Source organism: Rhizobium sp. P1_E1 (genome assembly GCF_056406015.1).
Map to the genome: position 1 here is coordinate 1 of NZ_JBFUAY010000469.1, position 1639 is coordinate 1639.

Annotated in this window: 2 protein-coding genes and 1 riboswitch; both genes read left to right on the top strand. The window is 58.9% G+C overall.

The features are described from left to right. The coding region (locus AC1D1Z_RS37185) for a helix-turn-helix domain-containing protein (protein WP_477853821.1) at positions 1-169 on the top strand (169 nt) is incomplete at its 5' end. 211 nt (positions 170-380) lie between these two features. Beyond that, a riboswitch (guanidine-I (ykkC/yxkD leader) is annotated at positions 381-489 on the top strand. Between the two features lie 74 nt (positions 490-563). Continuing rightward, on the top strand, positions 564-1637 hold the full coding sequence (locus AC1D1Z_RS37190) for a putative urea ABC transporter substrate-binding protein (RefSeq protein ID WP_018247021.1): 1074 nt from the start codon (positions 564-566) through the stop codon (positions 1635-1637). Positions 1638-1639: the final 2 nt, after the last annotated feature.

Consider the following 1639-nt stretch of genomic DNA (forward strand, 5'->3'; position numbering starts at 1 on the left):
GCTGATGAGCGAGGGCGCCAACGTGCTGCAGGTGGCGATGGACAGCGGCTTCGGCTCGATCAGCGCCTTCAACAAATCCTTCCGCCACATCGCCGGCATGTCACCATCGGACTTCCGCCGTGATATCCGGCTGGTGACGACGGTTCCGGCCGGCGCTTTCCGGAACTAGCTCAGGGAAGCCACAATTCGGCGTTCTGTGCGTCTGCCTGCGACTTGTCTTTCACTGGGCAAAAAAGAACCAACGCCTAAGGTGACGGCAGAATACGCACATTTTCTGTGCAAGTGCATGCACTATTGCATTTGCCAGGAAATTGGTGCCATCGCACTCTCAATAAAATCAATGATTTATAAATTGGCACACACTTTGCTTCGATAGTTGCAGAGTTGGTGGCTAGGGTTCCGGCGTCGCAAGGCGTGGCTGGTCCGAGAGCTACCACCGGCAGGGGAGACATCCCGCCGGGTGCACGGCGGGACAAAAGCCCGGGAGACCTCGTAAGCCAAGGGATTGGCGGCACGATGGTCATTGCCGATCCCTTTTGAAGAAAAGCAAAAGGGGAATTTCAATGCAGACTTTTTCGAAGATTCTATCAATTGCCGCGCTGACGGCGTCCCTGGCGCTGGGACTCGGCTCCATCGCGAAGGCCGAACAGAAGACCGACTTCAAGGTCGCCTGGTCGATCTATGTCGGCTGGATGCCCTGGGGCTACGCCGCCGATCACGGTATCGTCAAGAAATGGGCCGACAAATACGGCATCAAGATCGAGGTGACCCAGTTCAACGACTACGTCGAATCGATGAACCAGTATACCGCCGGCGCCTTCGATGCCGTGACGCTGACCAATATGGACGGCCTGTCGATCCCGGCTGCCGGCGGCGTCGATACCACAGCCGTGATTGTCGGCGACTTCTCGAACGGCAATGATGCCGTCATCCTCAAGGACAAAGCGAGCCTTGCCGACATCAAGGCACAGAACGTCAATCTCGTCGAATTTTCCGTCTCGCACTACCTGCTCGCCCGCGCGCTCGAAAGCATCAAGCTGACCGAGCGCGATGTGAAAGTGGTCAACACCTCCGACGCCGATATGGTCGCCGCCTACAAGACGGCTGACGTGACCGCGGTCGTCACCTGGAACCCGCTGGTCTCGACCATCCTCGAGGATCCCACGGCCAAGAAGGTCTTCGACAGCTCGCAAGTGCCGGGCGAGATTATCGACCTGATGGTCGCCAATTCAGGCGTGCTGAAGGACAATCCGAATTTCGGCAAGGCGCTCGCCGGCATCTGGTATGAAACCGCAGCATTGCTGACTGCCGACAGTGCCGACGGCAAGGCTGCACGCGAGGCGATGGGCCAGGCATCGGGTACCGATCTCAAGGGCTTCGAATCCCAGCTTGCCGCCACCAAGCTGTTTGCCAAGCCGGCCGATGCCGTTGCCTTCACTGCCTCGGGCAGCCTGCCGAAGACAATGGATCTCGTCCGCAACTTCCTGTTCGAAAAAGGCCTGCTCGGCAATGGCGCGCCGTCCGCCGACGTCATTGGCATCGAAATGCCGGACGGCAAGATCCTCGGCGATAGCGGCAACGTCAAGCTGCGCTTCACCGAGACCTACATGAAGGCCGCCGCCGACGGTTCGCTCTGAGC